Source organism: Streptosporangium sp. NPDC049248 (assembly GCF_040678965.1).
Classification (GTDB): domain Bacteria; phylum Actinomycetota; class Actinomycetes; order Streptosporangiales; family Streptosporangiaceae; genus Streptosporangium; species Streptosporangium fukuiense.
In genome coordinates this window covers 94811-111579 of the sequence record NZ_JBFAQY010000023.1, presented here as the reverse complement: position 1 = coordinate 111579, position 16769 = coordinate 94811, and the positions used below count along the sequence as shown (strand labels likewise).

The following is a 16769-nucleotide window of genomic DNA, read 5'->3' as shown; positions in this document are numbered from 1 at the left end:
CCATCGGGCGTCAGGATGCCTCGACGGGCTGGCCCTTGATCGACTTGATCAGCAACTGGGAGACGTCGACGACTTCCAGCGTCTCCCTGGCCTCGCCCGCGTTCTTCTTCTCGTTGATCGAGTCACCGAGCATGACCAGACAGAACGGGCAGGCCGTGGAGATGGTGTCCGGGTCCGTGGTCAGTGCCTCGTCCACCCGCTCGGTGTTGATGCGCTTTCCGAGCCGCTCCTCCATCCACATCCGCGCGCCGCCCGCGCCGCAGCAGAAGCCGCGGTCCTTGTGACGGTGCATCTCCTGGGTCTGCACACCGGGCACCTTGGCCATGATGTCGCGAGGCTGGGAGTAGACCTTGTTGTGGCGCCCGAGGAAGCACGGGTCGTGGTAGGTGATCTTCTCCTCGATCGGCGTGACCGGGATCAGCTTGCCCTCGTCCACCAGCTTGGCCAGCAACTGGGTGTGGTGCACCACCTCGTAGGTGCCGCCCAGCTGCGGGTACTCGTTGGCGAGAGTGTTGAAACAGTGCGGGCAGGTCGCGACGATCTTCTTGACCCCGGCCTCGTTCAGCGTCTCGATGTTCTGCTTGGCCAGCATGTCGAAGAGGAACTCCATGCCCAGGCGGCGGGCCGGGTCACCGGTGCACGCCTCCATCGGGCCGAGCACCGCGAACTTGACACCCGCGACGTGCAGCAGCTCCGCGACCGCCTTGGTGGTCTTCTTGGCCCGGTCCTCCAGCGCGCCCGCGCAGCCGACCCAGAACAGGTACTCGGTGTCCTCGTCCATTTTCTCGTCGATGAGCTGGACCTCGATCGGGTCGACCTCGCGGCCGGCGAGCTCCTCGATCCAGTCGGCCCGCTTCATCTCGGACATCCCCCACGGGTTGCCCTTGTTCTCCAGGTTCTTGACCATGACGCCGGCCTCGGAGGGGAAGTTGGACTCCACCATCACCTGGTAGCGGCGCATGTCGAGGATGTGGTCGATGTGCTCGATGTCCACCGGGCACTGCTCGACGCAGGCTCCGCAGTTGGTGCAGGACCACAGCACGTCGGGGTGGATGACGCCGTCCTCGCCGACCAGCGGCTTCTCCAGCAGGGCCAGCACGTCCTCGTGCAGGTCGGCGCGCTGCTCCTGGGTGGCCATCAGGTACGGCGCCACCTTGAAGGCGTGGTCGCGCTGGTCCAGGATCAGCATCTTCGGCGACAGCGGCTTGTCGGTGTTCCAGGCCGGGCACTGCGACTGGCAACGGCCGCACTCGGTACAGGTGTAGAAGTCGAGGAAGCCCTTCCAGGTGGTGTCCTCGATCTTGCCCCGGCCGAGCCGGTCACCGTCGAGGTCCTCGTCCTCGAAGTCGACGACCTTGCCGTCGATCCGCATCGGCTGGGCCGCGCCGTTGCCGTCCGGGCGGCGGGAGAAGGCCACGTTCATCGGCGCGGTGAAGATGTGCAGGTGCTTGGAGTTCACCACGATCACCAGGAACACCAGCATGACGCCGATGTGCAGGAGCAGGCCGACGTGCTCGATCGCCTCGTTGGCCGTCTCGCCCAGCGGCCGGAGCAGCGCGGCCGTCGCGTCGGAGGCGAACGCCCCCGAGGCGTAGGGCAGGTTGCCGGTGTTGGCCGCGGCGCCGCGGAAGAGGAACATCGTCCAGATCACATTGAAGATCATGAAGAGGACGAGCCAGGCGCCGCCGAGGTGCGACCCGGAGAAGCGGGACTTGCGGCCCAGCTTCTTCGGAGCGTTCTTGATCCTGATGGTCGCGAAGGCGATGAGTCCCAGCAGCGCCGCGACCGCGATGAAGTCCTGCAGGAAGCCCAGGATCGGCCACGTCCCGATGAGCGGGATGTGGAAGTCGGGGGTTCCGGTGACGGCCCCCTGGATCAGCGCGCCGTACGCCTCAAGGTAGACGGTCGCCAGGATGAGGAACGCCCACATGACAAAGAAGTGCGCGATACCGGACGCCGTCCACTTCAGCAGCTTCCGCTGCCCGAAAACCTCGACCAGCTGTGCCTTGAGCTCCTCACCGAGGTTGTTCTTCGCGTACTCGACGCGCTCGGGCGCGCCCGGCCCGATGGTGGCGAGCTTGTACAGGAACAACACGCGGCGCGCGGCGAGCGCGAGCGCCACGATTGTCATGACCAGCCCGATAATCGCTACCCAGAGCACGGGTCCTCCCACAGACGACGTTGGCTGACAGCGTACGACTGCCTGTCATCCACGCTGACGACGGGTCACCATAAATACTACTGATCGGTAACTTAACTTCAAGCCGAGGCGGACGGCGGCCGTGGCCACCTTACGGTCAACACCGTTCCCAGAACAATGCTCTACATGCCGCCGAGGCTAGGAAGGCGCGTCGAGATAGCGCTGGATCGTGGGAGCGAGCAGCTCGACCAACTCCTCGATGTCCACCGAGGCCAGCGGTTCCAGTTTGAGCACGTAGCGCACCAGGACCACGCCGAACAGCTGCGCGAAGGCCGCCTCCATCCGGATCGGCGGGACTCCCAGTACCTCCGCGACCCGGGCCAGGAGCGCCTGCGTCATGAACTCGCGGATCATGACGACCATCTGGTCGTTGGTCATCGCGGTGCGGACCAGCGCCAGCAGCGGCTGGCGGGCCCCGTCGTCCGAGGTGATGGTCAGGATGAACCGGGCCAGCCGCTCGCCGACCTCCTCGCGCGGCCCCGCCAGGACGGTCGAGACGATGCTCTCGGGAGCGATCGGCAGCTCCATCGCCTCGACGAACATCCCCTCCTTGCCGGCGAAGTAGTGGTGGACCAGTGCCGGATCCACCCCCGCCTGCCGGGCGATGCCCCGGATGGTCGCCCTGTCGAACCCCTTCTCCGCGAAGGTCTCGCGCGCCGCCGCGAGAATCTGCCCGCGTGTGTCAGCCGACCCCGGCCTGCGCCCCGGGCGCCTTCTGACCGCTCCGGCCCCGTCCTGGGCGGAGCCGTTCGCGGACGGCGTGCTCACGACGGGCTCGCTCATACGTTGCTGGACGCGGCGAGGTGCAGCCGGGCGAAGGCCAGCGCCTCGGCGAGATCGTCGATCCGCTCGGTGCGGCTGGCGGCCTTGCGCGTGTTGATCTCCAGCACGACCAGCCCCGAGTAGCCGTTGCCCGCCATCCGCTCCAGGATCGGCGCGCACGGCTGGCCGCCCCGCCCGGGAACCAGGTGCTCGTCCTTGTTCGACACCCCCAGGCCGTCGGCCAGGTGCAGGTGGGCCAGCCTGTCGCCGAGCTTGGTGAACATCTCCATGGCGTCGGACCCGGACACCGCCGTGTGCGACAGATCCAGCGTGACCTGCGGGAAGTCGTAGTCGACCGGATTCCAGTCGGGCGAGTAGGGAACCACCTCGTTGCCCCTGGCCCTCAGCGGGAACATGTTCTCCACCGCGAAGACCACGTCGGTCTCCTCACGCATCCTGGCGAGGCCGAGCTCGAAGTCGCGCGCGTAGTCGCGCTGCCAGCGGAACGGCGGGTGCACCACGACGGTCCTGGCACCGACCCGCTCGGCGGCGCGCTGCGCGCGCTGGAGCTTGGCCCACGGGTCCTTGCCCCACACCCGCTGCGTCACCAGCAGACACGGCGCGTGAATGGCCAGGATCGGCAGCTGGTAGTGGTCCGACAGGCGCTCCAGGACATCGATGTCCTGGCTCACGGGGTCGGCGCCCACCATGATCTCCACGCCGTCGTATCCCAGACGCGCGGCCAACTCGAAGGCATCGGGGGTGCGTTCGGGATACACCGACGCGGTGGACAGCGCGATCTTCGCGCTGGATACACGGACGCTCATACCGCTTCCTCGTCTCCGGCTCGGAGCACACCCTGGCGAACACCGCTGGGCATACCGGCCCGCTCGCTCATGTCGCTCACCTTTGCCAGCCTAAGCGGGTCCGGCGAGCAGTGCTGTCCGCCACCACCGACGCGACCGAGATCACATCGTCGTGTCCGGCGAGGAGACCGCCGGGCGTTCGAGGAGGGGGCGAGGAACCGCTCTCCTCACCGGGACGGAGGAGTCACTACGGTAAGGGCATGCCGAGGTTCGCCAAGGGGGCCATCCCCAGCCCCAACATCTGGAACACCCCCCAGACCTACGAGCTGGAGAACCGGGCGGTGGATCCCGAGGGGCGTGCCGAGGCCGCGATGGCAGCCGTCCGCTCGTGGACCGGGGCGACGGTCCTCGACATCGGCTGCGGCACCGGCTACCACCTGCCGGCCATGGCCGCCACCGCCGCCCGCGTGATCGGCGTCGAACCGCACGAGGATCTCGTACGGCTGGCCAGGCGCCGCTGCCATGCCCTGCGAAACGTCGAGATCCACACCGCCACCGCCCAGGCGCTTCCGGTGCCCGACGCCTCCGTGGACGTGGCCGTCGCTCGCTGGGCCTACTTCTTCGGCCCCGGCTGCGAACCAGGCCTGGCCGAACTCTCCCGGGTGACGCGACGCGGCGGCGCGGCCTTCGTGATCGACATCGACCCCACCCGGGGCGCCTTCGGCCGCTGGTTCAGCCAGTCCATCCCCGCGTACTCGGCCAAGGCCGTCGAGAGTTTCTGGAACCGTCAGGGCTGGCAGGTGGAGAAACTCGACCTGCGCATGTGCTTCGAGCGTCGCGCCGACCTGGAGGCGGTGCTCCGCATCGAGTTCACCCCCCCGGTCGCCGACCTCGCCATCGCCGAGACCCCCGGCCTGGAGATCGCCTACCCCAACCTGCTGCGCTGGAGGCGGTTCTGAGCCTGTCCCGCGGCCACCCGCCCGCCGGCCGGGCGCGAGGAGGAACAACGGGACACCGGCTTGACCTTGACGTTGATGTCAAGGTTTATCGTCGGCTCATGAGGAGGACCGGATGCGGATCGGCGAGCTGGCGCGGCGGGCGGGTGTCAGCACCCGGGCACTGCGCTACTACGAGCAGCAGGGACTGATCACGGCCCGGCGCTCGGCCAACGGCTACCGGGAGTACGGGGAGACCGACCTGCGGCTCGTCTCCGAGATCCGGTCGCTGCTCGCCGTCGGCTTCACCCTGGAGGACGCCCGACCGTTCGTGGCCTGCCTGCGGGCCGGGCACGCCTCGGGGGGATCGTGCCCGGAGTCCGTGGCCGTCTACCAGCGCAAGCTGGCCCAGATCGACGACGAGATCCGCGCGCTTCTCACCCGGAGGGCGGAGGTGGCGGCACAGCTGACCACCGCCTGCCCAGGATGCGTACTGAGGAAAGCGGGAAAACCATGATCACACTGACCAGCGAGAACTTCGACGAGCAGGTGCTGCGGAGCGACAAGCCGGTCCTGGTCGACTTCTGGGCCGAGTGGTGCGGGCCGTGCAAGATGATCGCGCCGGTCCTGGCGGAGATCGAGGCCGAGTACGGCGACCGCCTCACGATCGCCAAACTCAACGCCGACGACTACCCCGAGATCTCCGCGAGGTACGGCGTCCTCGGCCTGCCGACGCTCAACCTCTACAAGGACGGCGAGGTGGTCCGGCAGATCAAGGGCGCCAAGCCCAAGCGCCTGCTCCTGGCCGACCTCGAAGGCCACATCTGACGGCACGTCCGAAGGACCGTCCGGCGCCTCCCCGGACGACTTCCATCCGGTACGGCGCCCCCGCCGGGTGAAAGTTGTCGGGTCCTACAGGTAACGTGCGGCCATGGCGAAGAAGGCTGGTGGCTACCGCTGTGCCGAGTGCGGGTGGCAGACGGCCAAGTGGGTGGGGCGCTGCGGCGAGTGCCAGGCCTGGGGCACGGTCGAGGAGGAGACGGCACCCGCGGGTGCGCGGGTGGCCTCCGCCGGAGCGGTGTCGGCGCCGGCGGTTCCGATCGGCCAGGTCAAGGCCGAGGTGGCGCACGCGCGCGGCACCGGGGTGCCCGAGCTCGACCGGGTCCTCGGCGGCGGCCTGGTGCCCGGGGCCGTCGTGCTGCTGGCCGGTGAGCCCGGCATCGGCAAGTCCACTCTCCTGCTGGAGGCGGCGGCCAAGATCGCCCGGCAGCAGACCGTCCTCTACATCACGGGTGAGGAGTCGGCCGCCCAGGTGCGGATCAGGGCCGACCGGATCGGCGCGATCCAGGACCGCCTCTACCTGGCCGCGGAGACCGAGCTGGGCGCGCTGGTCTCACACGTCGAGAAGGTCCAGCCCGACCTGCTCATCGTCGACTCGGTGCAGACGATCGGCTCGGCCCAGGCGACCGGCGTGCCCGGTGGGGTGACCCAGGTCAGGGAGGTCGCGGGAAACCTGGTGCGGCTGGCCAAGGAGCGCGGTATGGCCACCGTGCTGGTCGGCCACGTCACCAAGGAGGGCTCGATCGCCGGCCCCCGCACGCTGGAGCACCTCGTCGACGTGGTGCTCCACTTCGAGGGCGATCGGCACTCCCGCCTCCGCCTGGTCCGCGCGATCAAAAACCGGTACGGCCCGGTCGACGAGGTCGGCTGCTTCGACCTGCACGAGAGCGGCATCGAGGGCATCACCGACGCCAGCGGCCTGTTCGTCTCACACCGCACCGACCCGGTGCCCGGCACGTGCGTCACGGTCACCCTGGAGGGCACCCGGCCGCTGCCGGCCGAGGTCCAGGCACTGGTCGCCAGGACCGAGGCCCAGCAGCCGCGCCGCTCCTCCTCGGGGCTGGACACCTACCGGGTGACGATGGTGCTGGCCGTGCTGGAACGGCGGCTCAACGCCAAGCTGGGCGGGTGCGACGTCTTCACCGCGACCGTCGGCGGGATCAAGCTCAGCGATCCCGCGGTCGACCTGTCCGTGATGCTGGCGGTCGCCAGCGCGGCCGGCGACAAGGCACTCCCCGCCGGCCTGGTGGTGCTCGGCGAGGTGGGCCTGGCAGGGGAGTTGCGCCCGGTGCGCGACGTGCGGCGCCGCCTGTCGGAGGCCGCGCGGCTGGGCTTCACCCGGGCACTGGTCCCGGCGGGCTCCCTGGAGGTGGGCAAGAGACGCAACGGCGACAACTCCCTGGTCCCGATGGCCGGGCGCGGCGCGGCCTTCGCGCCCGGTTTCGACGTGGTCGAGGCGGAGAACGTCTGGGACGCCCTCACCCACGTCACCTGAGGCGCGAGCGCGGCCCGTGGTCGTCAGATGATTTCGGGCCGGGCGGGGCCTTCGCCGGTAAGCTGAGCGCTATACGCAGACCACGGGGGTCATGTGGCAGCAACGTACAAAGGGCTCGACGAACGCCGCAGGGACGTCCTCGCCGCCGTCGCACCGGGCACGGCCCTGCGCGACGGCCTGGAGCGCATCCTGCGAGGACACACCGGCGGCCTGATCGTGCTCGGATACGACAGCACCGTCGAGGAGATCTGCAGCGGCGGCTTCGAGCTGGACGTCGAGTTCTCCGCGACCCGGCTGCGCGAGCTGGCCAAGATGGACGGCGCGATCGTCCTCAACTCCGGCGACCTGCGGATCGTGCGCGCGGCCGTGCACCTGATGCCTGATCCGTCCCTGCCCACCGACGAGTCGGGCACCCGGCACCGCACCGCCCAGCGGGTGGCCCTGCAGACATCCTTTCCGGTCATCTCGCTCAGCAAGTCCATGCGGATCATCGCCCTCTACCTCGACGGCATCCGCTACGTGGTGGAGGAGTCGTCGGTCATCCTGTCCAAGTCCAACCAGGCCCTGGCCACGCTGGAGCGCTACAAACTCCGCCTGGACGAGGTCTCCGGCACGCTCTCGGCGCTGGAGATCGAGGATCTGGTGACGGTCCGCGACATCGCGGTGGTCGCCCAGCGGCTGGAGATGGTCAGGCGCATCTCCGAGGAGATCGCGGGCTACGTGGTGGAACTCGGCACTGACGGCCGCCTGCTCTCCCTGCAGCTGGACGAGCTCGTGGCCGGCACGGAGAGCGACCTCGAACTGATCGTGCGCGACTACCTGCCCGTGACGGGCCGCCGCCCGCGCAGGTTCGCCGAGGCGCTTCACGAGCTCGACCAGCTCTCCTCAGCCGACCTGCTCGACCTCTCGGTCATCGCCCAGATCCTCGGCCACTCGGGCAACGACGCCCTGGAGACACCGGTGAGTCCCAGGGGCTACCGCCTGCTGGCCAAGGTTCCGCGCCTGCCGGGCACGGTGGTCGAGCGCCTCGTCGACCAGTTCGCCAGCCTGCAGAAGCTCCTGGCCGCCAGCATCGACGACCTCCAGGAGGTGGGCGGGGTGGGCGAGGCCAGGGCCCGCCACATCCGCGAGGGCCTGTCCCGGCTGGCCGAGTCGTCCATCCTGGAACGCTACGTGTGAGAAATCCCCCGGCCGAGCGCGGAGGCTCCCGGGTCCTTCCGGTACGCCTCGCCCGGCGGCCTGGGCGGGCAGTGGCCGCGAACCTCGGCCGGTTCTCCGGCCGCCGCCTCGCGAAGGCGGCCCTTCGGTGCCCCGGGTTCACCGGCCCGGTGAACCCGGGGGGACATCGCTAGCGAAGGTGGAAGACGGCCTTGCGGCTCCTCAGGCCTGGGGCGTGCACCACCGCGACATAGGTACCGGGACGCGCGGCGACGCGGTCGGCGGTGCAGTCGTTCCCGGACCTGCGGCGGTCCCACACCAGCTCCCGGACATAGGGGATGCCCCGGTCGAGCTTGCGGATGTTCTCCGTCTCGCCGCTGACGCAGTCGGAGGAGGACCACACGCGGTCGTCACCGGAGGTGATGCGCACCTCCATGGTGCGCGGCCCCACGTCCGTGGTGCACATCACCTTGCCGACATTGACGAGGGTGAGGATGAACCTGGGCCGGATGCCCGGCGGGTAGACCGTCCCCTGGCCCTCCATGCTCAGTACGAGCTGCGGGGAGGTGCAGGCCTCACCGGGCCGCCGGGGCCTGGGGGCCGCCTTGCTCTCCCTCGGCTCCGGGGTCGGGCTCGCGGACGGGCTCGCGGACGGCGAGGGGATGACCGTCACGGTCGGCAGGATGGCCAGCAGCGGGTCCGGCACGTCCTTCTTGGCGGCCGAGGTGCCTTTCTCCCGGGCGTCCTGCGGCCCGCTCGTCGACGAGCAGGCCCACGCCACGACGGCGACCACCACGAGCACACCGACGAGCGCGGCCATCCGGCGCCGCCAGTAGATGTCGGCTCCGATATCGCTACGGAACGTGTCGGGATCCATACCAACAGTATGGTTAGTGCTCGCGGGCCACAGGGGGAGACCCGCCGCTACCGTCCCCGTTTCGGCCACCGATCATCATCAGAAGGCGGGTGAAGGCAGGTGAAGGAGGGACAAGGGGGCCTGATCCCGCACTATCGTCAAAAGGTGCCCGAGTCGAACCGCTTACTCGAACCCGTCCTCGACTGGTACGCCGGCAACGCCCGCGACCTGCCCTGGCGGGCGCCCGGCGCCTCGCCCTGGTCGATCCTGGTCAGCGAGATCATGCTGCAGCAGACACCGGTGGTCAGGGTGCTGCCCGTCTGGACCGAGTGGACGGAGCGCTGGCCCACGCCCGCCTCCCTCGCCGCCGAAGCCCCCGGTGAGGCCGTGCGCCACTGGGGCCGCCTCGGCTACCCCCGCCGGGCGCTGAACCTGCACGCGTGCGCCCGCGCGATCACCGACCGGCACGGCGGCGAGGTCCCCTCGGAGCACGACGCCCTGCTGGCGCTTCCCGGCGTCGGCGAGTACACCGCGGCCGCGGTCGCCAGCTTCGCCTTCGGGGGCCGGCACGCGGTCCTCGACACCAACGTGCGGCGGGTCCTGGCGCGGGCCGTCAGCGGCGAGGAATACCCGCCGAAGGCCACCACGCCCCCCGAGCGCAGGCTCGCCGCCTCGCTGCTCCCCGACGCCGACCGCGCCCCCGTCTGGGCGGTCGCCGTCATGGAGCTCGGCGCACTGGTCTGCACCGCTCGGGCCGCCCGCTGCGCCGACTGCCCGGTCAGCGACCTGTGCGCCTGGCGCCTGGCGGGCAAGCCCGCCTACGACGGTCCCGCGCGCAGGGGCCAGACGTACGCGGGCACGGACCGCCAGTGCCGCGGCCGTCTCCTCGCGGTGCTGCGCCAGGCCCACGGCCCGGTGCCCAAGGGCGCCCTCGACGTGGTCTGGGACGACGCCCCGCAGCGAGAGCGCGCCCTCGACGGCCTGATCTCCGACGGCCTGGCCGAGGTCCTCGACGACGGCACCTACCGCCTACCCGGCTGAACGCGCCCTCGACAAGGCACCTGCCGCCCTGCTCACGGTCACCGGGTGCTTTCCCGCCGGGGCCTCCGTGCACGGCGGGAAAGGCTCCCACCGCCGCGCCGCGGACCTGGCGGGCGAAGGCGATCAGGCGGCGAGGCGAAGGCCGAGAGCCGTGAGGCTGGTGCGGGCCCAGTCGAGCTCCTCGGCGATCACGTTGACCAGTGCGCCGGGCCCCTTGGCCCGAAGCGGCACGGCCAGGTCGTGCGTCTCCACCTCGATGTGAGCGGTGCCGTTCACCGCGCCGGAGAGCATCGCGGTGAGGGTGTCCTCCAGCACCGAGCGGGTACTGGGCAGCTCCTGGCAGGCGGCGGCCATGTGGTTGTGCACGTGGCCGAGCTTGACGACAGGGGCTCCGGCATCCGCCAGGCCGCGCAGGGCGACTCCGGGCTCCTCAGCGCCGCCGGAGAGGTAACAGGCGTCCAGGCAGACCCCCAGGTGCTCGGAGTCGATGCCGGAGACCCTGTCGAGCGCCTGCTTGGTGGTCTCCAGGACACAGCCGGGCCACGGCTCGAAGCCGACCCTGATCGTCTTTCCGGTGACGCTGTACAGCCCGCGCAGCTCGCGGGCGAGGCGCTCCAGCCGGCGCGAGGCTATCGCGTGCAGGTCGGCCGGCCAGTCGCGGCGCCAGCCGATGGGGATGGTGGAGATGCTTCCGAAGCGGACATCCTGCGGGAGCAGGAAGGCCAGGATCTTGGCGAGTGCCATCGTGTAGCGGTAACGCTCGGGCTTGGCCCAGTCGGGACCGGGGGACTCCTGGTTCCTGCCGCCGGTTCCGTTGAGGCTGACGACCTCCAGGCCGCGCTCCTCAAGGGAGCGGCGCAGACGCACCAGCTCTATCCGGTCCGCGGTGAGATGGTCGGCGACGCTCGGGGAGAGCCAGAGGCCGACGCCCATGCGCTCCACTCCGAGGCGCTTGCGCACCGGCACCGCGTACCTCGTCAGGTGCGCGATGAGGTTCTCCAGGTCCTCGGCGGGGTGCACGCCCGCGTTGTAGGCCAGGTGAACGAGCGTCCCGTCCTCGTGCCGTAAACGCATGCGTGCCTCCAAGAAGTACTTCCGTGTAAGCGTCTCCGATCGCCCCACGCCGGTGTTCCAGCGCCGTGAGCCGGAGGCTCTCCCTGCCGGGAGCTCGACCCGGCCGTCCGAAGCATTCCGTGCGACCACCGGGCTCCGCGTCACTCACGGAGCTGATTTCCCGGTACGTCGCCAGGCTGACCTCGACGCCGATCTCACCGCGATCACTGCGACCCACGGATCACTCGGGCAAGACTTATCGAACTCGCTCTACGCAGTGTAGTACTACCTATCGTGGCGAGACACCTTCTTTGGTAACAAATAGACAGACCCCGCCGTGAGTATCCTCACGGCGGGGTCTGTCCTTTCCGCCTGACCAGGCCATACCCGGTGCCCTGGATTCCGCCCGACGCGGCCGGACGACCCCTCGCCGGGCCGTCGCCGGTCACCGCAGCACGCTGCGGTGACCTCCGCCGACCTGGCGAGGCACCGTCTGACCGGTCCTCAACGGCCAGGGCCCGCAGGCCTAGTTCTGGATCGGCTCCGCGATGGCGGCGGCCGAGTCGGGAACCCGGTCGACCGGCGCGTCCTCACCGACGAAGGTGAACTTCGCGTTCTCCCCCTCGCCCTCGATCCCGATCTTCACGATCTGGCCGGGACGGAGCTCGCCGTACAGGATCTTCTCCGACAGGGTGTCCTCCAGCTCGCGCTGGATCGTACGACGGAGCGGGCGGGCGCCCATCACCGGGTCGTAGCCACGGTCGGCCAGCAGCTGCTTGGCCTCCTGCGTGAGCTCCATCCCCATGTCGCGGTCCTTCAGACGCAGGCCCACCTGGGCCAGCATCAGGTCGACGATGCGGATGATCTCCTTCGGCGTGAGCTGGTGGAAGACCACGATGTCATCGACACGGTTGAGGAACTCCGGCCGGAAGTGCTGCTTGAGCTCCTCCTGCACCTTGGACTTCATCCGGTCGTAGTTGGACTCGGCGTCGTTGCTCTTCGCGAAGCCGACCCCCTGCCCCTTGGAGATGTCCCGGGTGCCCAGGTTCGTCGTCATGATGATGACGGTGTTCTTGAAGTCCACCACCCGGCCCTGGGCGTCGGTCAGGCGACCGTCCTCCAGGATCTGCAGCAGCGAGTTGAAGATGTCGGGGTGGGCCTTCTCGATCTCGTCGAACAGCACGACCGAGAACGGCTTGCGCCGCACCTTCTCGGTGAGCTGGCCGCCCTCCTCGTATCCGACGTAGCCGGGAGGCGAGCCGAACAGCCTGGAGACGGTGTGCTTCTCCATGAACTCCGACATGTCCAGCATGATCAGCGCGTCCTCGTCCCCGAACAGGAACTCGGCCAGCGCCTTGGACAGCTCGGTCTTACCGACACCGGAGGGACCGGCGAAGATGAACGAGCCACCGGGGCGGCGCGGGTCCTTCAGACCGGCGCGGGTGCGGCGGATCGAGCGGGACAGGCCCTTGATGGCGTCGTCCTGGCCGATGATCCGCTTGTGCAGCTCGTCCTCCATGCGGAGCAGTCGCTGGGACTCCTCCTCGGTGAGCTTGAAGACCGGGATGCCGGTGGCGGTCGCCAGGACCTCGGCGATGAGCTCCTCGGTGACCTCGGCGACGACGTCCATGTCGCCGGCCTTCCACTCCTTCTCCCGGCGCTCGCGCTTGAGCTGGAGCTGCTTCTCCTGGTCCCGGAGGGCGGCGGCCTTCTCGAAGTCCTGCGCGTCGATCGCGGACTCCTTGTCGCGCCGCACGTTGGCGATCTTCTCGTCGTACTCGCGGAGGTCCGGCGGCGCGGTCATGCGGCGGATGCGCATGCGCGAGCCGGCCTCGTCGATGAGGTCGATCGCCTTGTCCGGCAGGAACCGGTCGCTGATGTAGCGGTCGGCCAGCTGCGCGGCGGCCACCAGGGCACCGTCGGTGATGGAGACGCGGTGGTGGGCCTCGTAGCGGTCCCGCAGACCCTTGAGGATCTCGATCGTGTGGCTGAGGCTGGGCTCGGCCACCTGGATCGGCTGGAAACGCCGCTCAAGCGCCGCGTCCTTCTCCAGGTGCTTGCGGTACTCGTCCAGGGTGGTGGCACCGATGGTCTGCAGCTCGCCTCGGGCCAGCATCGGCTTCAGGATGCTGGCGGCGTCGATCGCCCCCTCGGCGGCGCCCGCGCCGACGAGCGTGTGCAGCTCGTCGATGAACAGGATGATGTCGCCGCGGGTGCGGATCTCCTTGAGGACCTTCTTCAGGCGCTCCTCGAAGTCACCGCGATAGCGCGAACCCGCCACCAGGGCGCCCAGGTCCAGGGTGTAGAGCTGCTTGTCCTTGAGCGTCTCGGGCACCTCGCCCTTGACGATCTTCTGGGACAGGCCCTCCACGACGGCGGTCTTGCCGACGCCGGGCTCACCCACCAGGACCGGGTTGTTCTTGGTCCTGCGGGACAGGACCTGCATGACCCGCTCGATCTCCTTCTCCCGGCCGATGACCGGATCGAGCTTGCCCTCGCGAGCGGCCTGGGTCAGGTTGCGGCCGAACTGGTCAAGCACCAGAGAGGTCGAAGGAGCGGCCTCGGCCGGACCGCCGGCGGCGGTCGGTTCCTTGCCCTGGTAGCCGTGGAGCAACTGGATGACCTGCTGTCGGACCCGATTGAGATCGGCGCCCAGCTTCACCAGCACCTGGGCGGCCACGCCCTCGCCCTCACGGATGAGGCCGAGCAGGATGTGCTCGGTGCCGATGTAGTTGTGACCCAGTTGCAGCGCCTCGCGCAAGGACAGCTCAAGGACCTTCTTGGCACGCGGGGTGAACGGAATGTGCCCCGACGGCGCGGACTGGCCCTGGCCGATGATCTCCTCGACCTGCTGACGCACACCTTCAAGACTGATGCCGAGGCTCTCCAGAGCCTTGGCGGCAACGCCTTCACCTTCATGGATCAAGCCAAGAAGAATGTGCTCCGTACCGATGTAGTTGTGGTTGAGCATCCGGGCCTCTTCTTGGGCCAGGACGACAACCCGCCGTGCGCGGTCGGTGAACCTCTCGAACATCTCGTCGCTCCTCACAGAGCGGTCAGGCAGGTCCGGGATATCCGGGCCCTGTCATCCCGCATGGTAGCCCCGACCCGGCGACCGCTCTATGCAGAAGACGTTCCCCGAGAGCAGGGCGTTCACCCTCCATCCAACTACTTACGGGGGGTGGGATGTTCCCGCTACGCCGCAAGCGAACGACGTTTGTCCGCCGGACAAACACATCATGCGGTCATGGCCGCCACCGGACCCCACCGTGACCGCCATAACCGCATGATTCACTCGATCTACTGAGCCGATCTAGTGAGCCGCTTCGTACTGCTCGACGATCTTGGAGGCGATTCGACCGCGCTCGCTGACATTAAGGCCGTGGGACTTCGCCCATGCCCGGATGTCGGCGCTCTTCTCTCGCGTGAGTGCCCGCGCGCCACCCGCGCGGCGGCGGCGGGGTGCCAACGCGCCGGAACGACGGGCGCTCTGCACGAAAGGCGACAGGGAGTCGCGGAGCTTCTTCGCGTTAACGTCACTCAGGTCAATCTCATAGCTGGTGCCGTCAATCGCGAAGGCGACAGTCTCATTGGCCTCGCCCCCATCGAGGTCGTCGATGAGAATCTCCTGGATCTGCTTGGCCATCTACACAATCCTTTCGCGGAGTATTGTTTCATTCGCAAGCTAAACATATACCCGCGATCGAAGAGCGGCAATTCCAGGAGCCCGGCGATTCTCACAGGCAACCGAGACACTCTCAGTCGGCGCTCCGGTGGATCAGCTGTTCTGCGACTCGGCCGGGTCGGACTGTTTTGGCCGGCGACCGGCGGCTTCACTCCGAAGTAGCTTGACGACTCCGAAGATGAAGGCTCCGCCGACGACCGCCGGAGGTATCAACGCGGACAATACGTCGTACATTCGTCCTCGCTCCGTACCGCTAGGTGGCTTTCTGGAGACCATGAAAATTTGGCGACGACTCCCGAGCCACGCGGGTGTCCGCCCGTTCAGTCTGGAACCGCCCACAGATGACCATAGCGCCACCGGACGGCGACGTGCGTCAGCAGGGGCGACCATGCCCGTCACTCTCCAGCCTAATGCTTCTCTCCAGCCGCCTTACCGGTTGCAGTCGTAAAGCCGCAGGGAAAAACCGACAGGACGATCAGGTGATCACCGTCGCCTTCGGAAATACCAATGCCCGCCCGCTCTCCGGCCCCCGCGCCACCGGCCTCGGAGGGGCGAAGCTCCTGGTGGGAGAGCCTGCCCGCCGGGATGAACAACGCCTTGTCACGGAACCGGAGATCACCGCGGGCGGGTTCATCGCGAGAATGTCCACCGCCGGTGGAACATCCGGATGGAGAGCGGCCCGCTTCATCACCCGGGTGGCAGCCGATGCGACGCAAGCCTGCGGAACAAGACGGATCTTCAACGCTTTCTTGCCAAGAGTACGACCCACTCCGGCGCGGAGTACATAGTCGTAGACCGTATAACCACCAAAGACGATGGGCTCACCGGACAACCCAGGCAACACCGCACACCCGGTGATCCGGCTCCGCGAGAAGACCCTGAACGCGCGACGGAAGGTGAAGGAGAGAAACCCGCGGGCCGTCCCCGGGGATGCCGGAGGCAGGCCGGTCCCGCCATTCGATGACTGGCGTGCGAACCCTCGGCGAGGGCAGAACCGGCATTGGCGTCTCATAGCGGCTTGTGAGCTCCCCTGAGCCCCTTGTCGGCCTCAAACACGAATATTCCGCCGCACCGGGGCCCGATCATAAGTCCCCCCGCGCCGGCCAAGGCGCGGCAAATGATTTTTACGCTTCCGTGGCTTCCGCGGCCGAGACGGTTACCCGCCCCTAACGATCCCCGTTTTTCTCGTCCGGGCGCGAAATCGGGGCCGACGGTTCAACCGCCGGCCCCGATTTACCCGGAACTACTTGATCTTGACGACGACCGTCCCGGCCACCTTGTCGTGCAGCGCCTGCTGCAGGGGCTTGTCCCACAGCAGCCACAGCACGTTCACGAGGCTGAAGATGTTGACGATCCAGCCGAGGACGGGGATCCAGCTCAGGAACTGCGGACCGAAGAACACACCGCCGCGCTTGAGCGCGACGTCGGAGCTGAGCCCGCCCGGCGGCAGGGCACTGCCGACGGGCACGATCTTGATGCCCATGACCATCTTGCCGACGGTCTGCCCACCCCTACTGATCATGAAGAACTCGTAGGCGAAGTAGATCGCCGCGGCGATCAGGGAGCTGAGCAGACTCGCGAGGAAGATGCCGCTCCCCTCCGTGACGGCGCCCGACTCAAGGTTGAAACTGGGAGACGTCACGAGGATGGCGGTCAGCACCCCGCTGATGATGAATGTCGGGATCGCCAGGATGATTCCGTCGATGATCCGCGCCACCAGGCGCTGCCACCACTCGGCGAGCGGAGCGGGAGCGCCGGGAGGACCGCCGTAAGGCTGGCCGTACCCCTGCTGCTGTCCGTACGCGGGCTGCTGCTGACCGTAGCCGGGCTGCTGACCGTAGTCGGGCTGCTGACCGTAGTCGGGCTGCTGACCGTACTGCTGCTGGCCGTAACCCGGCTGGGACGACTGCTGACCGTAACCGGGCTGCTGACCGTAGC

At 68.5% G+C, this 16769-nt stretch carries 14 protein-coding genes; 6 read left to right on the top strand and 8 right to left on the bottom strand.

What is annotated here, in order from left to right; genetic code table 11:
* Positions 1-10 precede the first annotated feature (10 nt).
* From AB0K21_RS32420 to AB0K21_RS32410, 3 genes are all read right to left on the bottom strand, one after another.
* Positions 11-2161, bottom strand: a complete 2151-nt coding sequence (locus AB0K21_RS32420; protein ID WP_343962259.1) for a heterodisulfide reductase-related iron-sulfur binding cluster — start codon at positions 2159-2161, stop codon at positions 11-13.
* A gap of 177 nt (positions 2162-2338) precedes the next feature.
* A complete protein-coding gene (locus AB0K21_RS32415; protein ID WP_364155462.1) occupies positions 2339-2983 on the bottom strand; it encodes a TetR family transcriptional regulator in 645 nt (214 codons plus the stop codon).
* Positions 2980-3789 (bottom strand): sugar phosphate isomerase/epimerase, encoded by an 810-nt coding sequence (locus tag AB0K21_RS32410; RefSeq protein ID WP_343962255.1) that lies wholly within the window; start codon positions 3787-3789, stop codon positions 2980-2982. Before AB0K21_RS32410 ends, AB0K21_RS32415 begins: the two co-directional genes overlap by 4 nt.
* A gap of 239 nt (positions 3790-4028) precedes the next feature.
* On the opposite strand from AB0K21_RS32410, the gene AB0K21_RS32405 reads away from it, so the two are divergent.
* From AB0K21_RS32405 to disA, 5 genes are all read left to right on the top strand, one after another.
* Positions 4029-4727, top strand: coding sequence for a class I SAM-dependent methyltransferase (locus AB0K21_RS32405; RefSeq protein WP_343962253.1), 699 nt, complete (start codon positions 4029-4031; stop codon positions 4725-4727).
* A gap of 112 nt (positions 4728-4839) precedes the next feature.
* The gene (locus AB0K21_RS32400) at positions 4840-5220 is read left to right on the top strand and encodes a MerR family transcriptional regulator (protein WP_343962251.1); all 381 of its coding nucleotides are present in this window, start codon (positions 4840-4842) and stop codon (positions 5218-5220) included.
* A complete protein-coding gene (gene trxA / locus AB0K21_RS32395) occupies positions 5217-5531 on the top strand; it encodes a thioredoxin (protein ID WP_343962249.1) in 315 nt (104 codons plus the stop codon). The genes AB0K21_RS32400 and trxA overlap by 4 nt, the downstream gene beginning before the upstream one ends.
* A 103-nt stretch (positions 5532-5634) precedes the next feature.
* On the top strand, positions 5635-7038 hold the full coding sequence (gene radA, locus AB0K21_RS32390) for a DNA repair protein RadA (RefSeq protein WP_343962247.1): 1404 nt from the start codon (positions 5635-5637) through the stop codon (positions 7036-7038).
* Positions 7039-7131: 93 nt separating this feature from the next.
* Positions 7132-8217 carry a DNA integrity scanning diadenylate cyclase DisA gene (disA, locus tag AB0K21_RS32385; protein ID WP_343962245.1) on the top strand — a complete coding sequence of 362 codons (1086 nt, stop codon included), beginning with the start codon at positions 7132-7134 and terminating at the stop codon, positions 8215-8217.
* 169 nt (positions 8218-8386) lie between these two features.
* On the opposite strand, the gene AB0K21_RS32380 is transcribed toward disA, so the two are convergent.
* Entirely contained in the window at positions 8387-9073 is a 687-nt protein-coding gene (locus AB0K21_RS32380) for a hypothetical protein (RefSeq protein ID WP_343962243.1), read from the bottom strand.
* A gap of 144 nt (positions 9074-9217) precedes the next feature.
* Between AB0K21_RS32380 and AB0K21_RS32375 the strand changes: the two genes are divergently transcribed.
* The gene (locus AB0K21_RS32375) at positions 9218-10093 is read left to right on the top strand and encodes an A/G-specific adenine glycosylase (RefSeq protein ID WP_364155458.1); all 876 of its coding nucleotides are present in this window, start codon (positions 9218-9220) and stop codon (positions 10091-10093) included.
* Between the two features lie 123 nt (positions 10094-10216).
* Here AB0K21_RS32375 and AB0K21_RS32370 read toward each other — a convergent pair whose 3' ends face one another.
* The 4 genes from AB0K21_RS32370 to AB0K21_RS32355 form a co-directional block, all read right to left on the bottom strand.
* Positions 10217-11167, bottom strand: a complete 951-nt coding sequence (locus AB0K21_RS32370) for a TIM barrel protein (RefSeq protein WP_343962239.1) — start codon at positions 11165-11167, stop codon at positions 10217-10219.
* A 505-nt stretch (positions 11168-11672) separates the two neighbouring features.
* Positions 11673-14180, bottom strand: a complete 2508-nt coding sequence (locus AB0K21_RS32365; protein WP_030905625.1) for an ATP-dependent Clp protease ATP-binding subunit — start codon at positions 14178-14180, stop codon at positions 11673-11675.
* Positions 14181-14459: 279 nt separating this feature from the next.
* Positions 14460-14792: an Lsr2 family protein gene (locus tag AB0K21_RS32360; protein ID WP_012895497.1), complete on the bottom strand. Its 333-nt coding sequence runs from the start codon at positions 14790-14792 to the stop codon at positions 14460-14462.
* Positions 14793-16074: 1282 nt separating this feature from the next.
* A partial coding sequence (locus AB0K21_RS32355; RefSeq protein ID WP_364155455.1) for an RDD family protein occupies positions 16075-16769 on the bottom strand: 695 nt, incomplete at its 5' end.

Coding starts and splice junctions, on each gene's coding strand:
- AB0K21_RS32415 (WP_364155462.1), bottom strand. CDS start 2,983: ATGAGCGAGCCCGTCGTGAGCACGCCGTCCGCGAACGGCTCCGCCCAG.
- AB0K21_RS32410 (WP_343962255.1), bottom strand. CDS start 3,789: ATGAGCGTCCGTGTATCCAGCGCGAAGATCGCGCTGTCCACCGCGTCG.
- AB0K21_RS32405 (WP_343962253.1), top strand. CDS start 4,029: ATGCCGAGGTTCGCCAAGGGGGCCATCCCCAGCCCCAACATCTGGAAC.
- AB0K21_RS32400 (WP_343962251.1), top strand. CDS start 4,840: ATGCGGATCGGCGAGCTGGCGCGGCGGGCGGGTGTCAGCACCCGGGCA.
- trxA (WP_343962249.1), top strand. CDS start 5,217: ATGATCACACTGACCAGCGAGAACTTCGACGAGCAGGTGCTGCGGAGC.
- radA (WP_343962247.1), top strand. CDS start 5,635: ATGGCGAAGAAGGCTGGTGGCTACCGCTGTGCCGAGTGCGGGTGGCAG.
- AB0K21_RS32380 (WP_343962243.1), bottom strand. CDS start 9,073: ATGGATCCCGACACGTTCCGTAGCGATATCGGAGCCGACATCTACTGG.
- AB0K21_RS32370 (WP_343962239.1), bottom strand. CDS start 11,167: ATGCGTTTACGGCACGAGGACGGGACGCTCGTTCACCTGGCCTACAAC.
- AB0K21_RS32365 (WP_030905625.1), bottom strand. CDS start 14,180: ATGTTCGAGAGGTTCACCGACCGCGCACGGCGGGTTGTCGTCCTGGCC.
- AB0K21_RS32360 (WP_012895497.1), bottom strand. CDS start 14,792: ATGGCCAAGCAGATCCAGGAGATTCTCATCGACGACCTCGATGGGGGC.